Origin of the sequence: Caballeronia zhejiangensis, from assembly GCF_022879815.1 — a bacterium.
Classification (GTDB): Bacteria; Pseudomonadota; Gammaproteobacteria; order Burkholderiales; family Burkholderiaceae; genus Caballeronia; species Caballeronia zhejiangensis.
Genome location: NZ_CP084283.1, coordinates 2,798,586 through 2,823,340, shown reverse-complemented (window position 1 = coordinate 2,823,340; position 24,755 = coordinate 2,798,586). Strand labels below are relative to the sequence as shown.

General features: G+C 63.5%; 25 protein-coding genes. 8 read left to right on the top strand and 17 right to left on the bottom strand.

The features are described from left to right. The first annotated feature begins 26 nt into the window (after nucleotides 1-26). The 4 genes from LDZ23_RS13580 to LDZ23_RS13565 all read left to right on the top strand — a co-directional run bounded on the left by LDZ23_RS13580 (nucleotide 27) and on the right by LDZ23_RS13565 (nucleotide 3,931). Entirely contained in the window at nucleotides 27-710 is a 684-nt protein-coding gene (locus LDZ23_RS13580; RefSeq protein WP_008352545.1) for a flagellar basal body L-ring protein FlgH, read from the top strand. A 2-nt stretch (nucleotides 711-712) separates the two neighbouring features. Continuing rightward, on the top strand, nucleotides 713-1,840 hold the full coding sequence (locus LDZ23_RS13575) for a flagellar basal body P-ring protein FlgI (protein WP_008352546.1): 1,128 nt from the start codon (nucleotides 713-715) through the stop codon (nucleotides 1,838-1,840). A 15-nt stretch (nucleotides 1,841-1,855) separates the two neighbouring features. After that, nucleotides 1,856-2,908, top strand: coding sequence for a flagellar assembly peptidoglycan hydrolase FlgJ (gene flgJ / locus LDZ23_RS13570; protein ID WP_008352547.1), 1,053 nt, complete (start codon nucleotides 1,856-1,858; stop codon nucleotides 2,906-2,908). Between the two features lie 270 nt (nucleotides 2,909-3,178). Next, entirely contained in the window at nucleotides 3,179-3,931 is a 753-nt protein-coding gene (locus tag LDZ23_RS13565) for a flagellar brake protein (RefSeq protein WP_008352549.1), read from the top strand. A gap of 665 nt (nucleotides 3,932-4,596) precedes the next feature. Here LDZ23_RS13565 and LDZ23_RS13560 read toward each other — a convergent pair. After that, entirely contained in the window at nucleotides 4,597-4,845 is a 249-nt protein-coding gene (locus LDZ23_RS13560; protein WP_008352551.1) for a hypothetical protein, read from the bottom strand. Between the two features lie 42 nt (nucleotides 4,846-4,887). On the opposite strand from LDZ23_RS13560, the gene flgK reads away from it, so the two are divergent. From flgK to LDZ23_RS13545, 3 genes are all read left to right on the top strand, one after another. Further along, entirely contained in the window at nucleotides 4,888-6,831 is a 1,944-nt protein-coding gene (gene flgK, locus LDZ23_RS13555) for a flagellar hook-associated protein FlgK (protein ID WP_008352554.1), read from the top strand. 11 nt (nucleotides 6,832-6,842) lie between these two features. Beyond that, nucleotides 6,843-8,078: a flagellar hook-associated protein FlgL gene (gene flgL / locus LDZ23_RS13550; protein WP_244807671.1), complete on the top strand. Its 1,236-nt coding sequence runs from the start codon at nucleotides 6,843-6,845 to the stop codon at nucleotides 8,076-8,078. A gap of 543 nt (nucleotides 8,079-8,621) precedes the next feature. Next, nucleotides 8,622-9,587 (top strand): LAPAL motif-containing putative phage structural protein, encoded by a 966-nt coding sequence (locus LDZ23_RS13545; protein WP_235366282.1) that lies wholly within the window; start codon nucleotides 8,622-8,624, stop codon nucleotides 9,585-9,587. Between the two features lie 3 nt (nucleotides 9,588-9,590). Here the strand turns inward: LDZ23_RS13545 and fliR are convergent, their stop codons facing one another. From fliR to LDZ23_RS13495, 10 genes are all read right to left on the bottom strand, one after another. Then, nucleotides 9,591-10,382, bottom strand: a complete 792-nt coding sequence (fliR, locus tag LDZ23_RS13540) for a flagellar biosynthetic protein FliR (protein WP_008352560.1) — start codon at nucleotides 10,380-10,382, stop codon at nucleotides 9,591-9,593. A 10-nt stretch (nucleotides 10,383-10,392) separates the two neighbouring features. Beyond that, the gene (gene fliQ, locus LDZ23_RS13535) at nucleotides 10,393-10,662 is read right to left on the bottom strand and encodes a flagellar biosynthesis protein FliQ (RefSeq protein ID WP_008352562.1); all 270 of its coding nucleotides are present in this window, start codon (nucleotides 10,660-10,662) and stop codon (nucleotides 10,393-10,395) included. Nucleotides 10,663-10,679: 17 nt separating this feature from the next. Then, nucleotides 10,680-11,450: a flagellar type III secretion system pore protein FliP gene (fliP, locus tag LDZ23_RS13530; RefSeq protein WP_033536657.1), complete on the bottom strand. Its 771-nt coding sequence runs from the start codon at nucleotides 11,448-11,450 to the stop codon at nucleotides 10,680-10,682. Nucleotides 11,451-11,695: 245 nt separating this feature from the next. Then, nucleotides 11,696-12,205, bottom strand: coding sequence for a flagellar biosynthetic protein FliO (gene fliO, locus LDZ23_RS13525; RefSeq protein ID WP_008352567.1), 510 nt, complete (start codon nucleotides 12,203-12,205; stop codon nucleotides 11,696-11,698). After that, nucleotides 12,202-12,633, bottom strand: coding sequence for a flagellar motor switch protein FliN (gene fliN / locus LDZ23_RS13520; protein ID WP_008352569.1), 432 nt, complete (start codon nucleotides 12,631-12,633; stop codon nucleotides 12,202-12,204). Before fliN ends, fliO begins: the two co-directional genes overlap by 4 nt. After that, nucleotides 12,626-13,624 (bottom strand): flagellar motor switch protein FliM, encoded by a 999-nt coding sequence (gene fliM, locus LDZ23_RS13515; protein WP_008352571.1) that lies wholly within the window; start codon nucleotides 13,622-13,624, stop codon nucleotides 12,626-12,628. Before fliM ends, fliN begins: the two co-directional genes overlap by 8 nt. 24 nt (nucleotides 13,625-13,648) lie before the next feature. Next, nucleotides 13,649-14,137 (bottom strand): flagellar basal body-associated protein FliL, encoded by a 489-nt coding sequence (fliL, locus tag LDZ23_RS13510; protein WP_008352572.1) that lies wholly within the window; start codon nucleotides 14,135-14,137, stop codon nucleotides 13,649-13,651. Between the two features lie 439 nt (nucleotides 14,138-14,576). Continuing rightward, nucleotides 14,577-16,250: a long-chain-fatty-acid--CoA ligase gene (locus LDZ23_RS13505; protein WP_008352574.1), complete on the bottom strand. Its 1,674-nt coding sequence runs from the start codon at nucleotides 16,248-16,250 to the stop codon at nucleotides 14,577-14,579. A gap of 4 nt (nucleotides 16,251-16,254) precedes the next feature. Next, a complete protein-coding gene (locus LDZ23_RS13500; protein WP_008352575.1) occupies nucleotides 16,255-16,677 on the bottom strand; it encodes a hypothetical protein in 423 nt (140 codons plus the stop codon). Nucleotides 16,678-17,049: 372 nt separating this feature from the next. Further along, on the bottom strand, nucleotides 17,050-17,217 hold the full coding sequence (locus LDZ23_RS13495; protein ID WP_160297405.1) for a hypothetical protein: 168 nt from the start codon (nucleotides 17,215-17,217) through the stop codon (nucleotides 17,050-17,052). A 66-nt stretch (nucleotides 17,218-17,283) separates the two neighbouring features. Here LDZ23_RS13495 and LDZ23_RS13490 point away from each other — a divergent pair, with 66 nt between their 5' ends. After that, nucleotides 17,284-17,697, top strand: a complete 414-nt coding sequence (locus tag LDZ23_RS13490; RefSeq protein WP_033536659.1) for a hypothetical protein — start codon at nucleotides 17,284-17,286, stop codon at nucleotides 17,695-17,697. Here the strand turns inward: LDZ23_RS13490 and LDZ23_RS13485 are convergent. From LDZ23_RS13485 to fliF, 6 genes are all read right to left on the bottom strand, one after another. Continuing rightward, nucleotides 17,648-19,009, bottom strand: a complete 1,362-nt coding sequence (locus tag LDZ23_RS13485) for a flagellar hook-length control protein FliK (RefSeq protein WP_008352577.1) — start codon at nucleotides 19,007-19,009, stop codon at nucleotides 17,648-17,650. The genes LDZ23_RS13490 and LDZ23_RS13485 overlap by 50 nt on opposite strands. 30 nt (nucleotides 19,010-19,039) lie before the next feature. After that, nucleotides 19,040-19,495, bottom strand: a complete 456-nt coding sequence (gene fliJ, locus LDZ23_RS13480) for a flagellar export protein FliJ (RefSeq protein WP_008352578.1) — start codon at nucleotides 19,493-19,495, stop codon at nucleotides 19,040-19,042. Between the two features lie 65 nt (nucleotides 19,496-19,560). Continuing rightward, nucleotides 19,561-21,084: a flagellar protein export ATPase FliI gene (gene fliI, locus LDZ23_RS13475; protein WP_008352580.1), complete on the bottom strand. Its 1,524-nt coding sequence runs from the start codon at nucleotides 21,082-21,084 to the stop codon at nucleotides 19,561-19,563. Next, nucleotides 21,078-21,752, bottom strand: a complete 675-nt coding sequence (fliH, locus tag LDZ23_RS13470) for a flagellar assembly protein FliH (protein ID WP_008352582.1) — start codon at nucleotides 21,750-21,752, stop codon at nucleotides 21,078-21,080. Before fliH ends, fliI begins: the two co-directional genes overlap by 7 nt. Continuing rightward, nucleotides 21,745-22,740, bottom strand: a complete 996-nt coding sequence (fliG, locus tag LDZ23_RS13465) for a flagellar motor switch protein FliG (RefSeq protein WP_008352584.1) — start codon at nucleotides 22,738-22,740, stop codon at nucleotides 21,745-21,747. Before fliG ends, fliH begins: the two co-directional genes overlap by 8 nt. After that, the gene (gene fliF / locus LDZ23_RS13460) at nucleotides 22,730-24,526 is read right to left on the bottom strand and encodes a flagellar basal-body MS-ring/collar protein FliF (RefSeq protein WP_008352586.1); all 1,797 of its coding nucleotides are present in this window, start codon (nucleotides 24,524-24,526) and stop codon (nucleotides 22,730-22,732) included. The genes fliG and fliF overlap by 11 nt, the downstream gene beginning before the upstream one ends. Between the last annotated feature and the right edge of the window lie 229 nt (nucleotides 24,527-24,755).

The following is a 24,755-nucleotide window of genomic DNA, read 5'->3' as shown; positions in this document are numbered from 1 at the left end:
GAATCCGCTTCAGAAGAGTTATCACGATGTCGCTCACTCACATTCTTTCGCGCGCGTCGATCGGCGCGCTCATCGCATCGCTGGCCGCGTGCGGCCTCGTGCCGAAAGAGCCGATCATCCAGCAGCCGATGACCGCGCGTCCGCCGCAGCCGCCCGTCGGCACGCGTTCGCCCGGCGCGATCTACAACGCGGGCTACGCGGGCCGGCCGCTGTTCGAAGACCAGCGTCCGCGCAACGTGGGCGACATCCTGACCATCGTGATCTCGGAAAACGTCAACGCGACGAAGTCGTCGGCGGCGAACACCAACCGCGGCGGCAACGCGTCGTTCGCCGTGCCGACCACGCCGGGCCTCTTCGGCGGCCTCTTCAACAACACGAACCTTTCGGCCACCGGCGCGAACAAGTTCACCGCGACGGGCGGCGCGAGCGCGGCCAACACGTTCAGCGGCACGCTGACCGTGACCGTCACGGACGTCTTGCCCAACGGCAACCTGCAGGTGAGCGGCGAAAAGCAGATGCTCATCAACCAGGGCAACGAGTACGTGCGCTTCTCGGGCGTCGTCAACCCGACGACCATCTCGGGTAGCAACACCGTCTATTCCACGCAGGTCGCCGACGCGAAGATCGAATACTCGGCGAAGGGTTACATCGACGAAGCGCAGAACATGGGCTGGCTCCAGCGCTTCTTCCTCAACGTCGCGCCGTTCTGATCATGAATCCGTTTCTCCGTTTCGTTTCGTTCTCGCTCGCAGCCGCGCTCGTCGCCATCGGTTCGGCGCATCAGGCGCACGCCGAGCGTCTCAAGGATCTCGTGCAGTTTCAGGGCGTGCGTGACAATCCGCTGATCGGCTACGGTCTCGTCGTCGGTCTCGACGGCACCGGCGACCAGACGATGCAGACGCCGTTCACGACGCAATCGCTCACCAACATGCTCGGCAACCTCGGCATCACGGTGAACCCGTCGACGTCGTCGAACATGCAATTGAAGAACGTGGCCGCCGTGATGGTGACGGCCACGCTGCCGCCGTTCGCGCGTCCCGGCGAGGCGATCGACGTGACGGTTTCGTCGCTCGGCAACGCGAAGAGCCTGCGCGGCGGCACGCTCCTGATGGCGCCGCTGAAAGGCGCCGATGGCCAGGTGTACGCGATGGCGCAGGGCAATCTCGTCGTCGGCGGCGCGGGCGCGAGCGCGAACGGCAGCAAGGTGCAGGTGAACCAGCTCGCGGTCGGCCGCATCTCGGCGGGCGCGATCGTCGAACGCGCGGTGCCGTCGGCGTTGCAGCAGCAGGGCGGCGTCATGCAGATGGAACTGCGCGAAATGGATTTCGACACGACGCAGCGCATCGTCGCGGCCGTGAACAATCAGTTCGGCATGGGCACCGCGCTCGCGCTCGACGGCCGCACGATCCAGTTGCGCGCGCCGCAGGAGCCGAGCGAGCAGGTGTCGTTCATGGCGCAGCTGCAGAACATCGACGTGCGTCCGGCGCAGGCCGCCGCGAAGGTGATCCTGAACGCGCGCACGGGTTCCATCGTGATGAATCAGATGGTCACGCTGCAGAACTGCGCGGTCGCGCACGGGAATCTGTCGGTCGTCATCAACACGAAGACGGCGGTGAGCCAGCCGAACGCGTTCTCGAACGGCCAGACGGTTGCGGCGAAGGAATCGTCGATTCAGTTGAAGCAGGACAGCGGCGCGCTCAAGATGCTGTCGGCGGGCGCGAATCTCGCGGATGTCGTGAAGGCGCTCAATGCGCTCGGCGCGACGCCGGCCGATCTCATCTCGATCCTTCAGTCGATGAAGGCCGCGGGCGCGCTGCGCGCAGACCTCGAAATCATCTAAAACGAATAAGAACCTATGAACTCGAACACGAACGGCATCGCCGGCACCGCGCTGGCATCGACCGATACGAGCAGCGGATTCTCGAATCTCTCGAACCGTTTCGCGCTCGACACGCAGGGCTTCGACGCATTGCGCGCGCAGGCCGGCGCGAACCCGCAGCAGGGCCTGAAGGAAGCGGCCAAGCAGTTCGACGCCGTCTTCACGCAGATGATGTTGAAGAGCATGCGCGACGCGACGCCTTCGGACAGCCCGTTCGAATCGAACGATTCGAAGACCTTCACGTCGATGCTCGATCAGCAATTGTCGCAGCAGATGTCGTCGAAGGGCATCGGCGTCGCGGACATGATGCTCAAGCAGCTCATGCGCAACTCGGGCGCGCAGACCGGCGCGGACGGCAAGGGCGGCGCCATGAACACGATGAACGCGATGCAGACGCTCGGCGGCATGTCGGGCGGCGGCGGCGATCTCGACGCGAACGCGGGCAATCTCGCCGCGATGAACGCGATGGCGAAAGCTTACGCTGCGGCGCAGGGCAACAGGAACAACGCGTCGCTCGCCGGCAAGGGCTACACGGCGGCGGATTCGGTGGAAGCGCCGGCGCGCGGCAACGGGTCTGACAAGGTGAACGCGTTCGTCGACCGGCTCGCCGTGCCGGCGCAGGCCGCGAGCGCGGCGACGGGCATTCCGGCGCGCTTCATCATCGGTCAGGCGGCGCTCGAATCGGGCTGGGGCAAGCGCGAGATCAAGCATCCGAACGGCGCGACGAGCCACAACATCTTCGGCGTCAAGGCGACGAAAGACTGGAACGGCAAGACTGTCAGCTCGGTGACGACGGAATACATCAACGGCCGTCCGCAGAAGGTCGTCGAGAAATTCCGCGCTTACGATTCGTACGAGGACGCGCTTACCGATTACGCGAGCGTCATCAAGAACAATCCGCGTTATGCGCCGGTGATTCAGGCTTCGCGCGACGTCGCGGGCTTCGCGCACGGCATGCAGAAGGCGGGCTACGCGACCGATCCGCAGTACGCGAAGAAGCTCATCTCGATCATGCGTCAGATCGTCTGACGCCCGTTCGACCGCGTAGTTCGATATTGAAGCGCGGGCCACGCCGCGCATTCAGCCGATGTATGCGGCCGCTTTATTGCTTCGGGGAAGCAAACGTTTTACGTCCGTAGGGACGGCGCACCACATACATTTTTCGGCGGGCGACCCTAAACTTTTGAAGAGGTATGCCGCTAACCTGAATAATCGAAGTGCCGGACCTATTCGGTTCGGATCGTCGCGCGATGTTCGGGGGTCGGGCAGCGCGCGAGCACAATGAACACGGCTAGCACCATGAACACCAATCAAAAGCATGACGTTGCCGACGAGGATATCGCGCCGATCGTGGATTTCGGCAGGCGTAATCCGCTGGAAATCGGCGTGGCGCTGCGCAATCTCGCCAATCGCGGGGACTTTCTGACGGCGCAATACGGCGACGGTCAGATCGTCACGCGCGTGCTCGACGTCGATGTGACCGCGCATCGCTTCACGTTCGACTGGGGCGGTCTCGACGAGCAGAATCGCGGCGTGCTTGCGTCGCAGAAGCTGATTTTCAGTGCGGCGCCGGATGGCGTGCGCGTCGAGTTCACGACGCCGGGTGCGCGCGAAACGATGTTCGACGGGCGTCCGGCGTTCGAAGTCGATTTTCCGACGGTGCTGTACTACATGCAGCGGCGCGAGTATTTCCGTGTCGATACGCCGGTTCTCGATCCTTACATCTGCACGGGTTCGTTGCCGGATGGCGAGCGATTCCGCTTCGAGGTGCATGATCTGTCGCTGGGCGGCGTGGCGCTGCGCACGACGGATGATCGCATCGCGGATCTGGAGATGGGCATCGTGTTTCAGGATGCCGAGCTGCATTTCAGCGCGAATGGACGTGTGACGGTGGATATGATGCTGGTTTCGCATCGGGAATCGACGACGGCGAAAGGGGATCGGCGATATACCATCGGGTTCAAGTTTGTTTCGATGCCGGGGTCGGCGGAGAATACTCTTCAGCGGCTGATCACTCAGCTTGAGATGAAGCGGCGGTCTTTGGCGAAGTAGGGGTTTTGCTTTTGCTTTTGCTTTTGCTTTTGCTTTTGCTTCTGCTTTTGCTTTCGTTTTCGCCGGATCCCGTTTTCGTGTCGGTCTATTAGCACTGCCCCTGTGCGGGGCGGCAGTCACTTTCTTTGCTGCTGCAAAGAAAGTAACCAAAGAAAGCAGCTACTGACACGCCCGCGGTCACACGCAATTTGGGTAGTCCTCTCGTCCATCGTGGGCTGCCTAAAGAGTGCCCTCATAGGCCCCATCGGGCTTGGCTCGCGCACGGTCCGCCATCACTCGCCACACAACAAACCGGTTCAGCACGAAATGGCTCCGGCCCGCTTCGCGGCCGACCGGCCAATCGGGGAAGCATGCGCTTCTTCACTAACGCCTCCATCTCGCCGCGCGTGCATCACGCCGGTTTCCCTCGCATACCCGGCGGCAGCGCGTAGCGCTGTGCCGAAGCTCTTTCGTGCTGAACCAGCGCGCTCAACGTTTTCGGGCGGCGGACCGTGCGCGATCCAAGCCCCGTTATTGTGATGAGGGCACTCTTTAGGCGAGTGCCGCCTGGGACGAGAGAACTACCCAAATTGCGTGTGACCGCGGGCCTGAAAAGCTGCTTTCTTTGCTTACTTTCTTTGCAGCAGCAAAGAAAGTGAGTGCCGCCCCGCACAGGGGCAACGCTATTAGACCGACACGAACACGGGATCCGGCGAAACCGGAAGCAAAAGCAAAAGCAAAAGCGAAAAACCAAGGCCAACGAAACAAAATCGAAGAATTAGCCCCAAAAAGGCATGCTCTTCGCGCAATAGCCATTGCGCCACCTCTCCGATAATGGCCCCATCGCAAAAACCGCCCGGGCTTCGGTAAAAGCCAAAACCCAACCCGCAAACGCTCAACTTCCCCGGCAATCGGCCGATATACAAATCAGCCATGCGGCAGCGCTCGATCCAACGCCGCTTCACCAGGATTCACGCATGTCCAATAACATCTTCAGCATTGGTCTTTCCGGTTTGAACGCGGCCCAATGGGGCCTCACGACGACGGGACAGAACATCAGCAACGCCGCGACGCCGGGCTATACGCTCGAGAAAGTCCAGTATCAGGAGTCGCCCGGTCAGTTCACCGGCTCGGGCTATCTCGGCAGCGGCGTTCAGGCCGTCACCGTCACGCGCCAGTACAGCCAGTACCTGACGACGCAAGTCAACAACACGCAAGCGTCCAGCAGCGCCGCCAGCACGTATTACTCGCTGATCTCGCAGCTGAACAACCTCGTCGGCGATCCGACTTCCGGCATCTCGAAAGGCATCTCGAATTACTTCTCCGGCCTGCAGTCGGTGGCGAATTCGGCGAACAGTTCCTCCGCGCGCCAGTCGCTGATGAGCAGCGCGCAAACGCTCGCCGATCAGATCAACACGGCAGGCCAGCAATACGACCAACTGCGTCAGAGCGTCAACACGCAACTGACGAGCGCGGTCTCGCAGATCAACAGCTACTCGCAACAGATCGCCGATCTCAACAAGCAGATCAACATCGCCAGCGCGGGCGGCCAGCAGCCGAACCAGTTGCTCGATCAGCGCGATCAGCTCGTCACGAACCTGTCGTCGATGATCGGCGTGCAGGTCGTGCAGTCCGACGGCAACTACAACGTGTTCATCGGCAACGGGCAGCCGCTCGTCGTCGGAGGTACGCAGTACGGGCTGCAAGCCGTGCCGTCGCCGTCCGATCCGAGCGAGCTCACGATCGCCTACCAGAGCAGCAACGGCGCGACGCAGACGGCCGCGAACATGCAGTACCTCGACAACTCGGCGCTGACGGGCGGCACGGTCGGCGGTCTCATCGACTTCCGCACGCAGACGCTCGATCCGGCGCAGGCGCAACTCGGCGCGATCGCGACGAGCTTCGCCAATCAGTTGAACGATCAGAACGCGCTCGGTCTCGACCTCAACGGCCAGGCCGGCGGCAAGCTGTTTTCGACGAGCGATCCGACCGTCATCTCGAACGCGCGCAACAAGGGCACCGGCGTGCCGACGGCGACGATCGCCGATGGCGCACAGCCGCCGACGAACGACTTCACGGTCACGTACGACGGCAGCAAGTACACGGTGACGGACCCGGCAAGCGGCAATACACTCGGCACGATCGATCCGGCGACGGAGACGAACAAGACGATCAACGGCCTGAACATCGACGTGTCGACGCTCAGCGGCGTGCAGAAGGGCGACTCGTTCACGATCCAGCCGACGCGCGGCGCGCTCGACAACTTCAAGCTCACGACGAGCAACGGCGCGGCGATCGCGGCGGCGTCGCCCGCGGTGACGTCGGCGGCGACCACGAACACCGGCACGGCATCGATTTCGTCGGCGACGGTGACGAGCAACACGATGACGTCGGGCATCAACCTGACGTACAGCGCGTCGGCGAACGGCTTTACATCGGATGTCGATGTCACCGTCGGCACGACGACGTACACCGCGGGCACGACGATTCCGTACGACGCGAACAACGGTCTCACGGTCTCGGCGATGGGCGTTTCGGCGACCATCAGCGGCACGCCGAAGGACGGCGACGCGTTCGCGATCGCGCAGAACAAGGGCGGCACGAGCGACGGCAGCAATGCGCTCGCGATGTCGAACCTGGTGTCGGCGAAGTCGCTCAACGGCGGCACGGACACGCTGACGAGTTCGTACTCGAGCTATATCAACAACATCGGCAACCAGACGAATCAGCTCAAGGCGACGAGCACGGCGCAGACCTCGCTCCTCAACCAGGCGACGTCGGCGCAGCAATCGGTGCAGGGCGTGAACCTGAACGAAGAGGCGGCCAACCTGATTCAGTACCAGCAGCTCTATCAAGCGAACAGCAAGGTGATTCAGACCGCCGCGACGCTGTTCCAGTCGCTGCTCGGCATGTTCAACTGAGGCTAAACGCGATGCGTATTTCCAGTTCCCAGTACTTCAACCTGAACGTCGCTTCGATGAGCGACCAGCAAAGTACGCTTTCGTCGATGTATCAGCAGATCTCGTCGGGCAAGCGCCTTCTCACCGCGTCGGACGATCCGCTCGGCGCGGCGCAGGCGGTGCAGCTCACGATGAAAAGCGGCGCGCTCACGCAGTACGGCACGAATCAGACGACGGCGTTGTCCGCGCTGCAGCAGGAAGACGCGACGCTGAGCAGCGTGAGCAGCGCGCTGACGAGCGTGCAGACGCAGATCGTGCATGCGGGCGACGGTTCGCTCACCGATTCGGACCGCACGGCCATCGCGAACACGATTCAGGGTTTGCGCGATCAGCTCTTCAGCCTCGCGAACACCACGGACAGCAACGGCAACTATATTTTCTCGGGACTCAAGGGCGGCACGCAGCCGTACACGAACGACCCGTCGGGCGTCGGCGCGCAGTATTCGGGCGATTACGGCCAGCGCACGGTGCAGATCAGCGAAGGACGGACGATCCCGGTGGGTGACACGGGCGCGTCGATCTTCGGCAGCGTATTGCCGACGGAAAGCGATCCGGTGTCGAGCGCGGCGAGCACGAACACGGGCACCGGGACGATCAGCGGCGTGAGCGTCAACGATACGAGCAACGCGGCCAATGCGAGCACGTACACGATCAAGTTCTTGGTCTCGGCGACGGATGGCTCGACGACCTACTCGGTCACGTCGAACCCGGCGGATTCATCGTTGCCGACGAACGTGGCCTACACGGGCAGCACGGACATCGCGCTTGGCGGCCAGAAGGTGACGATCGACGGCACGCCCGCCGATGGCGACACGTTCTCCGTGGAGCCGGCGGCCTCGGGCAACAACGACATCTTCGCGACGCTCGACAGCCTCGTGAACGCGCTCAAGCAGCCGACGGGATCGCCGGGCGCGCAGGCGGCGCTGACCAACACGCTGACGACGATCGGCACGAAGGTAAGCAACACGTTCAACAACGTGCTGGCGGCGCAGACTGTGGTGGGCGGACGCGAGCAGCAAGTGCAGTCGACGCAGAGCGCAATGCAGACGAGTCAGACGCAGACGGCGAGTGACATCGCGAATCTGACGAGCATCGACCTCGTTTCGTCGATCAGTCAGTACGAGTTGACGCAGAGTTCGCTGCAGGCCGCGCAGATGGCGTTTTCGCAGATTCAGAAGATGTCGTTGTTTGATTACATTCAGGGTTGAAGGCGGCTTTTTTTGCTTTCTGCGTTCTCCCTTCTGCTTTCGCCGGATCCCGTATTCGCGTCGGTCTATTAACGTTGCCCCTGTGCGGGGCGGCACCTACTTTTCTTTGCTGCTGCAAAGAAAGTAGGCGAAGAAAGCAGCTTTTCAAGCCCGCGGTCACACGCAATTTGGGTAGTCCTCTCGTCCTCGGTGGCACTCGCCTAAAGAGTGCCCTCATAGAACCAATCGGGCTTGGCTCGCGCACGGTCCGACAAACCATTCCCTTTAACGCGCTGGTTCAGCACGAAACAGCTTCGGCGCAGCGCTACGCGCTGCCGTTGGGTATGCAAAGGAAGCCAACTCAGATCGAGGTGCGGTAGAAGAGCACGCGAAATGGGACGTTTCGTGTATCTCTATCGTGCGCGCTCAGACATGATGTTGCCGCTCGGCATCGTGAAATGACTCATCCTTGACGAGTCCCGTTGTCGCGTAGTTTCCGCCCCTCGGGCGGCCCTATCGCATGTATGGCGGTGCCCGCCACGGCCCGCTATTCGAGGAGGCTGCGTGGTAACATCCGGTCGACCTGCCAGCCCGCGCGGCAGCGAATCCCAGTATTCCGAACATCACAACGACATGAGCAACCACGAGCGGTTCAACGTCGTATATGACGGCCCTGCACTCGCGGAACATCGAATGGATGTGCGGGACCTTGCGCCCGCGCTCGTGGCCATCGCCGATTTGTTCACGGCAGCGAACAAGGAACTGAACGGCGATTCAGCCGATGTCCGGGTCGAAGTCAAAGGCAGTTTCAAAGCCGGTTCGTTCGAACTCGATCTCATCTTCGTGCAACAACTGCTGGCCCAGATCCGGGATATGTTCGCCGGGTCCAATGCCACGGCAATTTCCAATGCTTATACGATCCTCACCATCCTCGGCCTCATCGGCGGCGGTGGCGGCGTCGTCGGGCTGGCACGCAAGCTGCGCGGACGCCGGCCGCACCGAATCGAACAGGTCGGTGAAGTCTCGCATGTGTGGATCACAGAAACGGAGTCCGTCGAGGTCGAGGCCAATGTCGTGCGCCTCTGGCGAAATACCACCGTGCGCTCGAGTCTTAGCAAGACCCTGTCGCCTCTCGAGCGCGAAGGCATATCGAACTTCGGTATCGTGCGCGGCGAGAAAGTGGAACTCATCATCGAAGACGATGAGCTTGCGTCATTTGCATCATCCGACAATGACAGCGGCGAAGTGGTCTCGGACTTCGTTGCGAGAAAAGTCCTGCTGGTGGAATCCGTCGTATTCAAGGACGGAAACAAATGGCGCGTTCACGACGGCCAATATCCTTTTTTCGCCGCATTGGACGACGAAGTATTTCTGAGCAAAGTGAATAGCGGCGAACGCTTTGGAAAAGGCGACGTCCTCGTCGTCGATCTACGCCAAATTCAATCGATCGAAGCTGGCGCGTTGAAAAACGAGTATCGAATCATCAAAGTGCATGAGCATCGGGCGCCCTTGCAGCAGGCGCTTCTTTAGCGACTAAAGCGCCCCCGCAACCCGCCCAATCTGCGCAATCCCCACATCGAAAACCCGCTGAAAAAACGGCATCAGATTCGGCACCATGAGCTGCAACAAAAGCAGCCCGACGAGCATCGTCACCGGAAACCCGACCTGAAATATCCCGATCTGCGGCGCAGCGCGATTCAAAACGCCGAGCGCCAGATTGGCGATAAGCAGCGCCGCCACGATCGGCAACGCCAGCAGCAAGCCCGTCGAAAACACGCTCGCGCCATACCCGACCAACACGCGCCATCCCTGCGCATGCGAAGCCGACGCCACCACATTCGCCTCGATCGGCACGCTCTGAAAAGTCGCCACGAGCGCGCTCATCAACTGCAGATGGCCATCGAAGACGAGAAACGCGAGCATCGCCAGCGTGTTCAGATAGCGCGACACGACCACCGCATTGCCACCCGCGCGCGGATCGTAAAGCGTCGCGAAACCGAGGCCCATCTGCTGCCCGATGAACTCGCCGGCTGCATCGACGGTCGCGAACGCGATCTGCATCACCATGCCGATCGCCGCGCCGATCAGAAACTGATTCACGATGATCCACACGCCCGCCGCCGAAAACACCGTCGCCTGCGGCATCGCGGGCAGCGTCGGCGCGACGATCAGCGAGATGAAGGCCGCAAGCGCGATCTTCACGCGCATCGGAATCGCCATGTGGCTCAGCACGGGCGCGGTGGCGATCAGCGCGAGAATTCGCACGAACGGCCACAGAAACGCCGTGAGCCAGCCGTTCAGCTGCGCATAGGTGACGGAGAACATCGAACGAAACTCAGCCCGTGATCGCAGGCGTGATCGTGAAAACGTGGCGCATGTAGTCGAGCAGCGTCGAGAGCATCCACGGACCGGCGATCACGAGCGTCACCGCCACCGCGATCAGCTTCGGAATGAACGAGAGCGTCGATTCGTTGATCTGGGTGGCCGCCTGGAACAGGCTCACCACGAGACCGACGACGAGCGCGACCAGCAACAAGGGCGCGGCGAGCAACAAGGCGACGTACATCGCCTGATGCGCCATCGTCATGACGGATTCTGGCGTCATTTCAAAGTCTCACGAAATCAGGAAACGAAGCTCTGCGCGAGCGAGCCGATCAGCAACTGCCAGCCATCGACGAGCACGAACAGCATCAGCTTGAACGGCAGCGCGATCGTCGAAGGCGAAACCATCATCATGCCCATCGACATCAGCACGCTCGCCACCACCATGTCGATGATGAGAAACGGAATGAAGATCGTGAAGCCGATCTGGAAACCCGTCTTCAATTCGCTCGTGACGAACGACGGCACGAGCAGCGAAAGCGGCACGTCTTCCGGTCCGTTCATCGGCGCGGCGTGCGAGATGCGCGCAAACAGCGCGAGATCCGATTCGCGCGTCTGCTTCAGCATGAACTGCTTGAAGGGCGCGACGCCGCGCGTCATCGCCTGATCCATCGCGATCTGGCCTTCGGAGAAGGGCTTGTATGCGTCGGTGTAAGCCTTGTCGAGAACCGGCGACATCACGAAGAACGACAGAAACAGCGCGAGGCCGACGAGCACCTGGTTCGGCGGCGTGCTCGTGGTGCCGAGCGCCTGCCGCAACAGCGACAGCACGATGATGATGCGCGTGAAGCTCGTCATCATCAGGACCATCGCGGGCAGGAACGAGAGCATCGTCAGCAGCAGCATCGTCTGCACGCTGAGCGAGTACGTCGTGCCGCCGTTCGGGCCGGGACTCGTGTTGAAGGCGGGCAGCCCCGCCGTGCTTTGCGCGAACGCCAGATACGGCGCGAGGCCGATTGCGACGGGCAGCGCGAGCTTCACGCCGCGCACGATGTTACGACTCACCTGCATTACTTGCTCCCGCCGACGATGCTTGCGAGGGCATCGAGAATGCGCTGACCTTGATGAACGACGAACGTGATGACCATGGAATCCTGCCTCTTTCGATAGCGTGAATTCTCGGCTATCGCGGCATGGGACGATGGGGCGAAAAGAGGGGGAAACCCGCGCCAACTCGTTCTATTGCGAACGTGCGCCGTAAACGCACATCGGGCGCGGTCCTCGCGAACCGCGCCCGATGCATCGGCAAGACTGACTTATTTGCCGGGAGAAACGAACTTCTGGAGCCGCTTGTTCGCTTCGCCGGCGAGGGCGTCGCGAAAGCGCTGCCCGAAGTTGCCCGCCGGCGGCGATGATTGCGCGGGAACGCCGACGCCTTCCACTTCCGCCGAGCCTGCGGGCATCGTGTGCAACAGACGCACGTTGCCAGGACCGGCGCCGAGCACGAGCCACGTATCGCCCACTTCGACGACCGCGACGCGTTCCTTGTTGCCGAGCGATGCGCCGCCCACGACCTTCACGAGACCGCTGCGCTTGCCGCCCTGATAGCCGAACTTGCGCGCGAGCCATGCGCAGCCGAACACGAAGCCGATCACGATCACGAGTCCGAGCAGCGTCTGCAACACCGCGCCGAAACCGAGCGATGGCACCGCGGTGCCCGCGCCGACGCCCGAGGCGATCTGCGCGGCGTGGTTCACCGCGTTCATGTCGGCGGCATGGGCGAAAAGAGGCGCGGCGAAGAGCAGCGCAACGGCCAGGCGTTTCATCGATTCAACTTCCGGATGCGTTCGGACGGCGTGATGATGTCGGTCAGGCGAATGCCGAACTTGTCGTTGACGACGACCACTTCGCCCTGCGCGATGAGGCAGCCGTTCACGAGCACGTCCATCGGTTCGCCGGCGAGGCCGTCCAGTTCCACGACCGAGCCTTGCGCGAGTTGCAGCAGGTTGCGGATCGCGATCTTCGTGCGCCCGAGTTCCACCGTCATCTGCACGGGGATGTCGAGAATCATGTCGATGTCGTTGCGCGTCGACGGCGCCGCGGCCTTCGACAGCGGCTGGAACACGCCCGCGCTCGCGGCCACCGGCGCTTCGTTGCCGTTCTGCTCGGCGAGCGCGCTCGCCCAGTCGTCCAGCATCAGCTCTTCACCTTTTTCCGGCGCGCCGGGCGCGTCGTTCTGCATCAGGTCACTCATATCCACCTTCCTTCATCGTATCGCTCGCGCTGATCATCTTTTGCACGCGCAGCGCGTATTGACCATTAAACATTCCGTAGCCGCATTCCATCACCGGCACGCCGTCCACCTTCGCGACGACCTGCTCCGGAATGTCGATCGGCAGCACATCGCCTACGCGCATGTTCAGAATCTGCTCGAACGACGAGCGGATCTCGGCGAGATCCACCGTCAGTTCCACTTCCGCCGACTGCACTTGCTGCGACAGCACGCGCACCCAGCGGCGGTCCACTTCGAGCGCTTCGCCCTGAATCGGCGAGGAAAGCACGTCGCGGATCGGCTCGATCATCGAGTACGGCATGCAGATGTGCAGCGTGCCGCCCGTCGAGCCGAACTCGATCGTGAACTGCGTCACGATGACGATTTCGTTCGGCGTCGCCACGTTGGCGAACTGCGTGTGCATCTCCGAGCGCATGTATTCGAACTGCAGCGGCTTCACGCTGCGCCACGACGTCGCGTAATGCTCGAACACGAGATTCAGCAGTTTCGCGATGATGCGCTGCTCGGTTTGCGTGAACTCGCGGCCTTCGACGCGCGTATGAAAACGCCCGTCGCCGCCGAAAAGGTTATCGACCACGAAGAACACGAGATTCGGGTCGAACACGAACAGCGACGTGCCGCGCAAGGGCTTCACATGGACCAGGTTCAGATTGGTCGGGATCGGCAGATTGCGCGTGAATTCGCTGTATTTCTGCACCTTCACCGGACCGACGGAAATTTCCGCCGAGCGCCGCATGAAGTTGAAGATGCCCACGCGCATGAGGCGCGCGAAGCGGTCGTTGATGATTTCGAGGCCGGGCATCCGGCCGCGGACGATGCGTTCCTGCGTCGCAATGTTGTACGGACGTACGCCGGCGGGCTTTTTCTCGTCAGCTTCCTGATCGATCTCGCCGGTGACGCCCTTGAGGAGGGCATCGACCTCCTCCTGCGACATGAACTCTTCGTGGCCCATGACTCTTTACTCGCTGATGCGGCGTTACTGAACGACGAATTCGGTGAACAGCACTTCCTCGACGCGCACCGGTTTCTCCGCCGTGCTCGCCGCGGTTTCGACCGACGCGCGCAGTTCGTTGGCAAGCTGCTTCTTGCCGTCGACGGTCGCGAGATCGTCCGGGCGCTTGCCGGAAAGCAGAAGCAGCACATGGCTGCGGACTTCCGGCATGTGCTCGGTGACGAGCAACTGGACCTTTTCGTCCTTCAGCTTGAGCGTGAGGCCGGCGCGGAGATAGTGCATGGCGCCGTCGTCCGACTGGAGATTCACCGTCAGCGATTCGAGCGGGAAGAACACGGGCGGCGGCTCCGGCGCCGGCTTGGCCGGACCATGATTCTTCCCGACGAAGAAGTACGCGCCACCGGCGCCCGCGCCGAGCAGCACGATCGCGCCGACGGCGATGATCAGGATCTTTTTGAGCTTCCCGGCTTTCGCGGGAACGATGGGTTGCTGGTTTGCGGTCGTGGTAGCCATGAAAATGCGTGCCTCTTTCGATAGGGTGAATTGTTGGCTATCGCGGTGTAAAGCGATGGGTCGAACAGAGGGGGGTTTTCTGGCTATTCCGTTCGATTGCTCCGGGCCTGCGCGGACCCGCTCTTCGATACCTATCTCGGCTTTTCGGACGGAAAACTTGAGGCCGGCGCGGGCATTGCGCCCGCGCGGGGAAAGAAAAGAGAAGGGAGAGCCCGGCGCAGTGGCGCGCCGGGGAACCGCTCAGAAGCGGTAATTCAGCGCGGCGAAAGCCGATCGAAGCCTTCCACGGCGATTCGGCCGGCGCGCTCGCGCTTCCTGCGTTTGCGGCGTTAGCGGCGGCGCGTCGTCGGCGCGGGCATGGCGTGCGAGCGCCAGCATGGCCACCGCCGCAACCTCTTTCATCGAAACGAATTGCTTCACGTCTTTCTTCCTTCCGCGCTCACGCGGTTCCATCGCGCAGTTCCCTGCGCAAAACCTTTCCGATATTGCTCTTGGGCAGACTCTCGCGGAACTCGACTGCCTTGGGCCGCTTGTAGCCCGTCAGGCGCTCCTTGCAATGCGCGATCAGATCGGCCTCGGTGAGGGCCGGGTCGCGCCGCACGACGAAAATCTTCACGGACTCGCCGGAATGACGGTCGGGCACGCCGACCGCCGCCGCCTCGAACACGCCGGGATGCGCGGCGACCACGTCCTCGATCTCGTTCGGATAGACGTTGAAGCCCGAGACCAGGATCATGTCTTTCTTGCGATCGACGATCTTCAGGAAGCCGTGTTCATCCATCACGGCGATATCGCCCGACTTGAAGAAGCCGTCGGCCGTCATGACGTGCGCCGTCTCGTCCGGACGATTCCAGTAGCCCGCCATGACCTGTGGCCCGCGAATGCACAACTCGCCGGGTTCGCCGGGCGCGGCTTCGTTGCCTGCGTCATCGCGGATCGAAACTTCCGTCGACGGCAGCGGCAAGCCGATCGTGCCGCCACGCTGCGTCGAGTCCGCCGGGTTGCAAGTCACGCACGCGGTCGTCTCGGTCAGGCCGTAGCCTTCGATGATCGGCACGCCCGTCTTTTCGAGCCAGCGCTGCGCCACGGCCTGCTGCACCGGCGCACCGCCGCCGACAGCCGCGAAGAGCCGCGAGCAATCGAGCTGCGCGAAATCCGGGTGATCGAGCATCGCGTTGTAGAGCGTGTTCACCGCCGGGAACATCGTGATGCGATAGCGCCGCAGCGTCCGGATCATGCCGCCGATGTCGCGCGGATTCGGGATCAGCACGCCCAATGCGCCGGTCTGGATCGTCAGCAGTCCGCACGCCGTCAGCGCGAAGACGTGATAGAGCGGCAACGCGATGGCCGTCGTGAGTTGTCCGGACGTGGGCCGCTGCGCGCGGGCCGGTTCGAGCCACGCCTGCGTCTGCAGCATGTTGGCGATCAGACTGCGATGCGGCAGCACGGCGCCCTTCGCCACGCCCGTCGTGCCGCCCGTGTACTGCAGAAGGGCGATGTCGTCCGGCTGCTGCTCGACCGGCGTGAACGCCATGTGCCTGCCGCGGGCGAGCGCCGCGTTGAACGCCGTGTGGCCGGGCAGGTTCCATGCGGGCACCAGATTTTTGACATGCCGCGCGACGAAGTTCACGAGGCATCCTTTCGCGCCGAGCAAGTCGCCCAGCGTCGCGACGACTACGTGTCTGATGGTCGTCTCGTGCACGACCGCTTGCAGCGTCGCCGCGAAGTTGTCGAGCAGGATGATCGCTTCGGCGCCGCTGTCCTTCAGCTGATGTTCGAGCTCACGCGGCGTGTAGAGCGGATTCACGTTCACGACGACGTAGCCCGCGCGCAGGATCGCCGCGAGCGCGACCGGATATTGCAGCACGTTGGGCATCATGATCGCGACGCGCGCGCCTTTGCGCAGGCCGGTCGACTGCAGCCACGCGGCGAGGTCGCGCGAAAGCGCGTCGAGCTTCGCGTAACTGATGGACGCTCCCATGCACGCGAACGCCGGTTTCCCGGCGTAAAGGCGGAAGCTCTGCTCGAGCAGGTCGGTGACGGAGTGGTATCGGTCGGATTCGATCTCGGCAGGCACGCCGGATGGATACGATGCAAGCCAGGTTTTGTTCATGAAGTCATGTGGTTGTTGTTGTAAGAAATGCGCGCGCGGGCCACGTCGGCCTCAGAACTTCGCGCCGAACTGGAGATAGACGCTTGGAATGCCGCCCGGCGCGATCGCGTAGCCGTGATAGGCCGGGCCGAGCGGTCGTCGCCCCGACGAACACGCTGAGGCTCTTCTTCAGATCGCCCATGCGAAGTGCGCTGCGCTCGAACGTTGCGTTGCCGGCTTCGGCCATCGTGCCGAGATACACGTCGTTCACCGCCGTTCCGTTCGGCGACGCCACGCGAAACTGGTACGTCAGCTGGCTGTAGAACACGTAGTTCCCGGAGAACTGATTGACGCCATACGCCGCCAGATGTCGGAGGCCGCCGAGCGAGAACAGCAGGAAGTTGGATCCCCAGCTCTTTTCCGCCGGGTTCACGCGCGGGCGGTTCACGCCGTCCTCGCGGACGAATTCGTGCGAGACGCTCTTGAAGTAGCCGCTCGTTTCGAGGCGCGCGAGGCGTTCGTTGATTTCGTGCGCGTCGTAGGCATCGCCTTCGTTGAGATCCAGCGCGCGCCGGACATAGTCGCAAAACCAGCGCGATCCGCGGCCGGGACTTGGGCGCGGCGTCGATTACGGGCGATGACGAACCTTGGGCGAAGGCGTCGGAAAAAGGGACGTGCAGGCAGAAAGCCAGCAGCAGTGAAACGAATGCGCGCATGACAAAGCGTCGCGCATGTTGCTGCGCGGCGGCAAAGGAGACGAGTCGCGCAGATTCTAGGAGCGCCCTTCAGACCGCCATCAGAGGAATACTAAATGTTGCACTCATGCTGTGTTCTGTCTCAGGACGATGCCGAGACTTTGAGAAAAGTCCGCCAATTGGGAGAACGCTGATCGTCGTTTGAGTCGCGATTGACTGGCCTCGGCCGGTTTCCATCTGGCGAGCGCCGCGTCGATCTGGCCGCCTTCGGGCGTCGCGATGGCGGCTCTCATGCTGACGCGCCGTGCGGCTGGCCTGCGGTCATCGGCGGACTCGCCGGCGCGTAGACGCTCGTCGGCGTGCTGCATCAGAGGAGCGTGCTGCACGCGCTTTTCGCCGCGCTTCTGCTCATCGCCGCACCCGCGATCGCGCTCGGCATCGTCGTGCGTTTCACGCACGTCCCGCTGCGCGGCCTCTATCTCCTGCGCGCGCTGCTTTTTGCGGCGCTCGTCTCCAGCGTGCTCGCGTGCGGCATCGACATCACGTCGGCGTCGTCGCATGTGCTCGACTTCCCGATGAACGCGCCGCTGCGCGGCGTCGCGCATTTCGTCGGCATGCTCGTCACTACGCCGGTGGCCTTTCAACGGACGATGCCCCCCGGCATTACATCGTCGTCGTCGAGCGCCTGCGCGCCGAATGTGCGGCGTGAGGCGCTGAGAAGGATCAGGCGAACGTATCGACGAGTCCGACCGTGCGTCGCACGGGCACGTTGATACTCGCCGCAACGGAATCGTCGGCGCTCACGCCGCCCAGACCACCGATTCCGCCCGACGCACGGCCGCCGCCGCCCGATCCCGAGCGGCCGTCACCGCTTTGTTGCTGCGACTGGCGCGTGAAGCCATCGGCGACGGACGCGCTTCCGAGACTGATGCCGTTCGCTTCCATCGCTTCGCGCAGCTTCGGCATCGCGGCTTCGATCGCTTCGCGCACCTGCGCATGCTGCGACACGAACAGCGCGTGCGCGTGGTTATCGGAGACCTGCAGCGTCACCTGCAACGGCCCGAGATCTTTCGGATTCAGCGTCAATTCCGCGCTTTGCTGATCCGCCTTCGACAGAAACACGACCTTCTGACTGAACGCGTCGTCCCAGCCGGAGCCGCCAACGTGCGGTGCGATCGCGGCGCTGGTCGCCGATGCCATCGCGCCCTGCGGACTCGACACCGCCGAACCCGCCGATGCCGTCTGCATTGCGACCGCGTGCGCGGCCGCGTCGGCGGCTTGCTTGTAGGCGGCGGTCGCGGCGTCGGCGGATATCGCCGGCGCGGTTTGCGCGGATGCGAGCGCGGCTGCGTCGACAGCCTTGTCGCCGGCCTTCGCATTCGCCGTCAGCCCGGGCAGGCTCGCGCCCTTTCCGCCTTTCGCGAAGAGGCCGCCCTGATCGTCGCCTTTCCCGCCCTCGCGCGCCGTCCCGACCGAACCGTTCGCCGTGGCATTCGCGGGCTGCGTGTTGTTCATCGAGGCGAGCGCGGCGGCCAGCGCGTCCTGCGCCGACTTCGCATCGCTGCTCTTGTGCGTCGTGTCCGTCGCTTTGTCGTCGTCGGTCGATGCGGTCGTCGTGACGAGCGATGCAGCGTCGGCCGCATCGGCGAGCGCGGACTCGGTATCGTCCGAGTCGGCGTCGGCTTCGTTCGCGGCGTCCGCGCGGGCTTTCGCTTGCGCAGCGGCGGCCGCATCCGATGACGATCCCGACGCCGGCTTCGACGCGTCGGCCGTATTCGTCTTGTCCGCAGGCTTCGATGCCTCTTTCGGCGCGTCCGTCTCGTCGGGCTTCGCGGCGGCCTGAGCATCGGATGCGTCGTCGCTCTTCGATGCGTCGTCGGAAGGCTTCGGCGCGTCGTGCACGCTCGATGTGTCGGCGGACGAATCCGCGAACGCCTGAGCCGCTTGCGCATCGGCGTTGGCGCGGTCGGTGATGCCCTGGAGCGTCTTGCCGAACGACGCGCCGGCGCTCGCCGCGCGCTGCGCCGCGGAGTTGCCCGATGACGTGGCGCCGGAAAGCGCGCCGAGAAGAGAAACGGAGGACATGCTGAGCCTCTGGAAATATCGATGAATGGGTTACGACGAAGCCCGCTCGGCGCGCATGCGCAGCACCTTGGCGGCGTGTTCGTCGGATTCGCGCTGCTCGACGCGCGCGGCCTTCTTCGCGAGGATCGCCTCGCCGCGTGCGGCCAGCACTTCGTAGCTGCCGAGCTTCTGTTTCTTGAGACGCCAGTCGGGTTTCGCCGCCTCGATGCGCTGATCGGCCATCAGGAGCAGCGTGCGCTGCTGCGCGATGGCGCTGTCGAGCGTATCGACGAAAGCCTGGAAATTGCGCAGCGTCTGCGCCGTCGTGCCTTGCTGCGCCGACGCCGTGAAACGCGCGTGATACTCGTCGCGATACGTCACGAGCGCGTTCAGTTGCGTTTCGATCTCGTTGCGTTCCTGCTGAAGCTTGCCGAGCTTCTTCGTGGCGTTATCGAGTTCCTCTTCGGCGAGTTCGATGAGGGTGTTGATCGGCAGATTCTTCGACATGGCGTGGCGGTCCCGTAAGGTCTTTGTGCTTTCTTATGACGAATGCTTCGGATACTAGTCGAAAACTATTCGAACAGTTGATTCAACATCGCGATGCTCGGCTCGAACGGCGCCTCTTCGCGAAAGCCTTGCTGCAAAAACGACTCCATGCGCGGATACAGCGCGATGGCGCGGTCGAGCAACTGGTCGCGTCCGCTCGAATACGCGCCCACGTTGATGAGATCCTTGTTGCGCTGATAGCGCGACAGCATCTGCTTGAAGAGACGCACGCGTTCGAGATGCTTGTCGTCGATGATCGACGTCATCACGCGGCTGATCGACTGCTCGATGTCGATCGCCGGATAGTGCCCGGCTTCCGCGAGCGAGCGGTTCAGCACGATATGGCCGTCCAGAATCGCGCGCGCCGAGTCGGCGATCGGATCCTGCTGATCGTCGCCTTCGGTGAGCACGGTGTAGAACGCCGTGATCGAGCCGCCGCCTTCGGGACCATTGCCGGTGCGCTCGACGAGCGCCGGCAGCTTCGCGAACACCGACGGCGGATAGCCTTTGGTCGCGGGCGGCTCGCCGATGGCGAGCGCGATCTCGCGCTGGGCCATCGCGTAACGCGTGAGCGAATCCATCAGCATCAGGACGTGCTTGCCCTGATCGCGGAAATATTCGGCGAGCGAGGTCGTGTACGCGGCGGCCTGCATCCGCAGCACCGGCGACACGTCGGCAGGCGCGGCCACGACGACCGAGCGCGCGAGTCCGTCCTCGCCCAGAATCTGCTCGATGAATTCCTTCACTTCGCGGCCACGTTCGCCGATCAGCCCGATCACGATGACTTCCGCGCTCGTGTAGCGCGCCATCGTGCCGAGCAGAACCGACTTGCCGACGCCCGAACCCGCGAACAGGCCCATGCGCTGGCCGCGTCCGACCGTCAGCAGCGAGTTGATCGCGCGCACGCCGACGTCGAGCACCTTGTGGATCGGCTCGCGATTCAGCGGATTGATGACCGGACCCGCCAGCGGCGCATCGACCTTGGCGCCGAGCGGGCCGAGCCCGTCGAGCGGACGGCCGGACGCGTCGACCACGCGGCCGAGCATTTCCCAGCCGACCGGCAGACGCTTCGCGCCCGCCATCGGATCGTTGATCGGCGCGCTTTCCAGCGGATAGACGCGCGCGCCCGGCAACAGGCCGGCGACTTCGGTCGTCGGCATGAGAAAGAGCTTGTCGCCCGCGAAACCGACGACTTCGGCTTCGGCGGTCGGAATCGCGCTGCCCGGCGGCAGCTCGATGATGCATTCGGAGCCGACGCCCATCTTCAGGCCGACCGCTTCGAGCACGAGACCGGCGGCCCGCGTGAGACGTCCGCACGGACGCAGCGGCTTCGCGATCGCATTGCGCGAGCGCAGCGCGTCGAGCTTGTCGCGCCACGTGTCGATGTGCGGATTGCCCGCGATACCGGCCAGTTCGGCGATGGTGCGCGCGGCGAGTTCGTCGGGCGATTCGTCTTCCGCGCGCTCTTCGGCGAGCGGGCCGAACGACGCGCGCGCGAGTTCCTGTTCGAGTTCGCTCAGACCATCCTGCGTGATCCGTTGATTTACCACGGCTTGCTTCTCCCCAACGCGGCCACCACGCGCTCCCAGCGCGACACGTTGGTCGCATCGATTTCACCGGTTGCGGCGTGCGCCTTGCAGCCGCCGCGCTCGACTTCCGGATCGGGCCGCACGGTCCAGCCGGCGGCTTCGAGTTCGTCCTTGAGATACGCATCGACGATAGCCATGTCGGCCGGATTGACGATGAGCGTCGGCGCGCCGCACAGCTCCGGCTCGGACGCGATGACTTCGCGCGCCACGGCGACGAGCGCCGTCGGATCGAGTGCGAGATGCTGGCGCACGACCTGCTGCGCGATATCGACCGCGAGTTCCGCGAGCGATTCCGCGATGGCCGCATCGGCGGCTTGCAGGGCGGTCTTGAACGCATCGGCGATCTCGGCGAGACGCGCGGCCTGCGCGAGCGCTTCCTTGCGGCCGTCCTCGAAACCCTTCGCCTGACCTTGCTCGTAACCCGCCTGATACCCAAGCGCCTGCCCCGCGACGTGCCCCTTCGCGAGACCTTGCTGATACGCGTCGTCCTCGACGCGGCGCAGGTGCGCTTCGAGCGCGGCCTGTTCCGCCGCGCTGTTGTCGACCTTGATCTCGACGGGATCGAACGACGCCATTTCCCAGCGCTGATACGCCGAGACCGGAGCCTTTTGCGCGCGGGTGTTAGACATATGCGTCCTCGGCCTTGCCGCCTAACTGGATCTGACCGTTTTCCGCGAGATTGCGGACGATCTGCAGAATCTTGCGCTGCTGCTGCTCGACTTCCGACACGCGCACCGGACCGCGCGAATCGAGGTCTTCGGCGAGCAGTTCGGCCGCGCGCTGCGACATGTTCGACAGGAACTTCTGGCGCAGCGCCGGCTGCGCGCCCTTGAGCGACACGATCAGCGTTTCCGATTCCACTTCCTTCAGCAGAAGCTGGATCGCGCGGTCTTCCAGATCGAGCAGGTTCTCGAACACGAACATCTGGTCGATGATCTTCTGCGCGAGCTCGGCGTCGTATTCGCGCACGTTCGCGATGACGCCTTCTTCGTGATTGCTCGACATGAAGTTGAGAATCTCGGCCGCCGTGCGGATGCCGCCCATCGGCGCGCGCTTCAGGTTGTCGCTGCCGGAGAGCAGCGTCGTCAGCACGTCGTCGAGTTCGCGCAGCGCGGCGGGCTGGATGCCGTCGAGCGTCGCGATGCGCAGGAGCACGTCGTTGCGCAGGCGGTCGGACAACAGCGACACGATTTCCGACGCCTGATCGCGGTCCAGGTGAACGAGGATCGTCGCGATGATCTGCGGATGCTCGTTCTTGATGAGTTCCGCGACCGCGCCCGAGTCCATCCACTTCAGGCCTTCGATGCCGCTCGTATCGCTGCCCTGCAGGATACGGTCGATCAGCGCGCCGGCCTTGGTTTCGCCGAGCGCCTTCGTCAGCACGGAGCGGATGTACTCGCTCGAATCCAGCGAAAGCGCCGTGTGCTGCTCGGCTTCGCTCACGAATTCGGTCAGCACGTTGTCGAGCTGCTCGCGCGTCACGTTTTTCAGGGCCGCCATCGTCGCGCCGATCTTCTGCACCTCGCGCGGGGCGAGATACTTGAAAACTTCGGCGGCTTCTTCCTCGCCGATCGACATCAGGAGGAGAGCGGCTTTATTCAGGCCTTCAGCGTTCATCGGACACCCAGTTCTTTACGACCGTCGCAACGATTCTCGGATCCTGACGCGCGACCATGCGCGCGTAGTCGAGATTGCGGTCGAATTTGGCTTTCTTGCTTTCATGACCGAGGAGACTCACCTCGGCATCCTTGTCTTCGTCTTCCAGCTTCGCCGTGCCGCCGCCGTCGAGCGACGGGCCGTCGAGCAGCGAGAGTTCGTCCGGTACGGCGAGCGTCGGCGCGGCTTCGGGCGGCGGCGGGAAGGCGCGCTTCATCGCCGGCTTCACCATGCTGAAGTACAGGAACAGACCGACGATGCCGATGCCCAGATACTTCGCCGCCTGAATGCCCATGCCGATCGATTCCGGCGTCTTCCACCACGGCACGTCGGGCGTCGCGTTCAGATCGGCGGAGAACGCGCTGTTCACGACGTTCACCGAGTCGCCGCGCTTGTCGTCGAAGCCCATCGCGTCCTTCACGAGCTGCTGGACCTGCGCGAGCTTGTCGGCGGCAAGCGGCGTCATCGTGACGTTGCCCTTCGCATCGACCTTCTTCTCGTAGTTCACGACCACCGCCACCGACAGACGCTTGATGCCGCCCGTCGCCTGCTCGTAGTGACGCACGGTGCGATCGACTTCGTAGTTCGTCGTCGTGTCCTTGCGCTGATTCTGCGGACCCGTTTTCGCCGATGCGCCCGCCGCGCCCGATGCCGCTGCGTCGACCGGCGCGGATGCCGGCTGCGGCGGCTGGTTCGACAGCGCGCCCGGCACGCCGCCGATGCTGCTGCCGCCGGATTCGCTCGACTCGCTCGACTGCTGGCTGCGGATCGCCGTGTTCTGCGGGTTGCCGTTCGGGCCGTAGCTTTCGGCGGTTTGCTCGAGCTTCGAGAAGTCGATGTCGGCGCTGACCTGCGAACGCGCGTTACCGGCGCCGAAGAGCGGCGCGAGGATCGCGTCGATGCGCTTTTGCGTGTTGTGCTCGATCTGCTGCACGTACTTCAGTTGCGATGCGTCGAGGCCGTTCGCGGCGTTCTGGCTCGTCAGCAGGTTGCCGTCCTGATCGACGATGTTCACGTTCTTGACCGGCATGTCCGCGACGCCGGACGCCACCATGTGCGTGATCGCCACCACCTGGCCTTCGTCGAGCACGCGGCCGGGGTACAGATTGACCATCACGGAGGCGGTCGGCAGTTCCTTGTCGCGCACGAAGACGGAAGGCTTCGGAATCGCCAGATGCACGCGCGCCGACTTCACCGACGAAATCGAGCCGATCGTGCGCTCCAGCTCGCCTTCCAGCGCGCGCTGATAGTTGACCTGCTCGGCGAACTGGCTGATGCCGAACTTCTGGTTGTCCATCAGCTCGAAGCCGACCGAGCCGGCCTTCGGCAAGCCCTGGCTCGCGAGACGCAGACGCGTTTCGTGCACCTGCTCGGCCGGCACGAGAATGGCGCCGCCGCCGTCGGAGAGCTTGTACGGAATGTTGCCCTGCTGGAGCGCGGCAACGATTGCGCCGCCGTCCCGGTCGGACAGATTGGAAAAGAGCACGCGATAGTCCGGCTGGCGCGACCACATGACGAGGCCCGCGACCACCATCACCAGAATCGCGACGGCCACGATGAGCGGCACGCGCGGATTCGAGCGGAACTGGTTGAGCATCGGCATGCGCTGCGCGAAGCCGCCGAAGTCGGCTCCCGCGCCGCCCGCGAGGCTCGCGCCGGCGGTGGCCGTTCCGGCTGCGCCCGGCTGTGCGCCCGCCAGGCCCATTCTGGCGTCGGGCGTGATGAGTGAGTTGTTGGGCGTTTCCATTTAGCGTCGAAGCTCCGAATCCTGAGGTTCCCCTCCGCCGCTTCCCGCTTCCATGTAAGCGGCGGTGGAGGACTTTTCACGATGGGGATTATCCGCAGAAGATTGCAAGTCGATTCGGCGAATAGAGCGGGGTTTTCCCCGTTCTTCCCGCGCTTTGAAAAGCCGCCGGCTGCTAATCTTTTTCGTACTCGGCGAACCTCCGCAAATGCGGGCCGGGCATCGGGTCTCC